A 3205-nucleotide genomic window follows, 5' to 3' on the forward strand; every position below is an offset into this window, starting at 1 on the left:
AAAAGCAGCTCTGCTTTCGCTCTGGACCTTGCCCTTGACCTTGCTTCTAACACTCAAGCCGGCCGGTAGGCCGCTGTGCTCTTGCTTTTGATCTTGATCTTGATCTGACTGCCCCATTCAGCCCGAGGCCGAACGCAGGTATTGAGGAGCGGGTAAACCGGCAGGACGCCGGTTTAGCCGCGACGGGCCAGGGACGGGCCGTCGCGGCGGCCCGCGGAGCAATACCGGAGTGAGGGTACGCCGAGCCTAAGCGAGGCGCCGACAGGCGGGGCAGAGCGTTTTGGTTACTTTTGCGCTTTTCAAAAGTGACCCGCTGTAAGAGCGGAACCCTAGGAAGCCGTTACCGCAGAAATGGATATGTACACAATAAAATTACCCAGGCAGAGGAATCACCCGCAACGGCCTCACCGACTTATAAGAAAAACTCGAATAAATCTCCTTAACACACGGCAAGCCCTGCAAAACCTCCCGGGCAAACTCCCCAAACGACTCCAGATCCCTCGCCACCACTTCCAACAAAAAATCATACCGCCCCGAAACGTTATGACACGCCACAATCTCGGGAATCTCCAACAGCCGCTGCTCAAACGCCCGGGCAACTTCACGGGAGTGCGTGTCCATCATGATGCTGACAAACGCCGTCACCCCATACCCCAGCGCCTTGGGCGACAAGATCGCCTGATACCCGCCGATCACCCCGCTGTCCTCAAGGTTCTTCACCCGCCGCCAACACGGCGAAGTGGTCAGCGACACCCGCTCCGCCAACTCCGCCACCGTCAACCGCGCATTGCCCTGCAAAGCGTTTAAAAGCGCCTTGTCAGTCCGATCCAGATGAATAGGCATATCTTGCCTCAAAACGTCATTTTTATTGTTTTTCATCCCAATCTACCGGGTTTTCCCAGCAAACTATGGAACGTTCGGCCGCAGTTATAAGCATAGCATTGTAGGAAATAAGGAGCGTCCGACCATGAAAAATAAACACAATACGTTCGGCTTTTCCACCCGTGCCATCCACCACGGCTACGATCCACAGGACCACCACGGCGCCCTCGTGCCGCCGATCTACCTGTCGGCAACCTTCGCCTTCCCCACCGCCGAATACGGTGCCGCCTGCTTTGCCGGTGAAGAGAACGGACACTTCTACACCCGCATCTCCAACCCCACCCTGGCCCTGCTGGAATCGCGCATGGCCACCCTGGAAAACGGCGAAGCTGCCGTGGCCTTCAGCTCCGGCATGGGCGCGATTGCCGCGACGTTCTGGACCCTGCTGCGCCCCGGTGACGAAATCATCGTCAGCCAGACCCTCTACGGCTGCACCTTCGCCCTGCTGCACCACGGCATCGGCGAATTCGGCATCAAGGTGCGCCACGTCGACCTCACCGACCTGAACGCCCTGCGCGAGGCCATCAGCCCCGCCACCCGCATGGTTTACTTCGAAACCCCGGCCAACCCCAACCTGCAACTGGTGGATATCGCCGCCGTCGCCGACATCGCCCACCAGCAACCCGGCATCATCGTGGTGGTGGACAACACCTACTGCACGCCCTACCTGCAACGCCCGTTGGAAATGGGCGCCGACGTGGTGGTGCATTCGGCCACCAAATACCTCAGCGGCCATGGTGACATCACCGCCGGCATCGCTGTCAGCAGCCAGGCCCTGGCCCAGCGCATTCGCCTGCAAGGGCTCAAGGACCTGACCGGCGCGGTGATGTCACCCCAGGACGCCGCCCTGCTGATGCGCGGTCTCAAGACCCTGGCCCTGCGCATGGACCGCCATTGCAGCAACGCCCTGGCCATCGCCGAAGCCTTGCAGGCGCATCCCCTGGTGGAATGGGTGACCTACCCCGGCCTGCGCTCCTTCCCACAGTACGAATTGGCCGCGCGGCAGATGACGCAGCCCGGCGGCATGATCGCGTTTGAGCTCAAGGGCGGTATCGACATGGGCCGGCGCTTCATGAACGCCCTGAAGCTGTTCACCCGGGCGGTGAGCCTGGGGGACGCCGAGTCACTGGCCCAGCACCCGGCCAGCATGACGCACTCCACCTACACCCCGGAGCAACGCGCCCACCACGGGATTTCCGAAGGGTTGGTGCGGCTGTCGGCGGGCCTTGAAGATGTCGCCGACCTGCTGGCCGACATTGCCCAGGCCCTGCACGCGTGCGCCGTGAAGCCGAAATCCCGGGTGGTGCAGCAAAACGTTCATCACGCTTGAGGTAAATTCATCAGCAGGCGCGACGTTTATCATTAGCCCGGCCTGAAAAGGTCGGGCTTTTTCCGTTGTGCCCTGCGCCGCAAAAAATTTGATCCATTCATTGGCCCGTTTGCGAAAGGCTGTACTAGCATACGAGTCGGCAGTCATGGATATCACTGCCCTGTACGCCGCCCTCCTTGAAACTCATGGATGAAATGATGAACTCACACCTGTTCCCCCACATCGGCAAGGTCATTGCCAGCACCGGCAGCCGGCATTTCCCGCGCATGCTGCATGACCTGATCCTCACCCAACTGGCCGTCGACGCCACGCACATCACCCAACTGCCCGTGAGTCCAAGGGAACACGCCCCGCGCAAGGCCGGCAGTTCGCGAATGCTGGGGATCAACCCGGTGTACACCGACCCGGTGCTTGAGCTGGACGAAGCCCAGGCCGCCGCACAACTGCACCTGACCCGGCGCAAGGATGACGTCAGCTACGTGCTGTCGGTGTATCGCTCAAACCCCTCCGAGAGCTTTTCCCAGCAGGAACGGATCATCCTGCAAGACTTCTCCTCGTTGCTGCTGCCGATGGTTGAAAAGCACATCAGCGCCCTGCAACCCTGCGGCCCGGGCAGTGAAGCGCCGCAGCAACAAGGCATCGACACCTTGCGCCGGCGCTTTGAAGAACGCCTGGCGCAGTCGGGGCTGGCGCTGTCCAGCCGGGAGCTGGAGGTGTGCGTAGGGTTGCTGGCCGGGCGTACCGCGCCGGAATTGGCGGAGCAACTGGCATTGAAGGTCAACACCATCGAGAGCTACCTCAAGCGGGCGGCGATCAAGATGGGCATCAGTGGCCGGCATTCGTTGATGCGGTGGATGTATTCCACAGAAGAAAACGCAATTCTTTAGAACACCTCGGAGCAAATGTGGGAGCGAGCTTGTGTGGGAGCGGGCTTGCTCGCGAATGCGGAGTGTCAGTTGATACATCCCTCACTGACCCACCGCATTCGCGAGC

General features: G+C 60.7%; 3 protein-coding genes. 2 read left to right on the plus strand and 1 reads right to left on the minus strand.

The window, feature by feature from the left end:
* Positions 1-372: 372 nt before the first annotated feature.
* Positions 373-843, minus strand: a complete 471-nt coding sequence (locus CEC48_RS30665) for an Lrp/AsnC family transcriptional regulator (protein ID WP_088427236.1) — start codon at positions 841-843, stop codon at positions 373-375.
* Between the two features lie 124 nt (positions 844-967).
* Here CEC48_RS30665 and CEC48_RS30670 point away from each other — a divergent pair, with 124 nt between their 5' ends.
* Complete coding sequence (locus CEC48_RS30670) at positions 968-2212, plus strand: methionine gamma-lyase (protein ID WP_088427234.1); 1245 nt, start codon at positions 968-970, stop codon at positions 2210-2212.
* 185 nt (positions 2213-2397) lie between these two features.
* Positions 2398-3099 carry a helix-turn-helix transcriptional regulator gene (locus CEC48_RS30675; RefSeq protein WP_088427235.1) on the plus strand — a complete coding sequence of 234 codons (702 nt, stop codon included), beginning with the start codon at positions 2398-2400 and terminating at the stop codon, positions 3097-3099.
* Positions 3100-3205: the final 106 nt, after the last annotated feature.

The sequence above is a fragment of the Pseudomonas sp. K2I15 genome (assembly GCF_002204795.1).
Taxonomy (GTDB): Bacteria; Pseudomonadota; Gammaproteobacteria; order Pseudomonadales; family Pseudomonadaceae; genus Aquipseudomonas.

Excerpts from the sequence above, each read along its gene's own strand:
- CEC48_RS30675 (WP_088427235.1), top strand. The coding sequence starts at position 2,398 with ATGGATGAAATGATGAACTCACACCTGTTCCCCCACATCGGCAAGGTC.
- CEC48_RS30665 (WP_088427236.1), bottom strand. The coding sequence starts at position 843 with ATGCCTATTCATCTGGATCGGACTGACAAGGCGCTTTTAAACGCTTTG.
- CEC48_RS30670 (WP_088427234.1), top strand. The coding sequence starts at position 968 with ATGAAAAATAAACACAATACGTTCGGCTTTTCCACCCGTGCCATCCAC.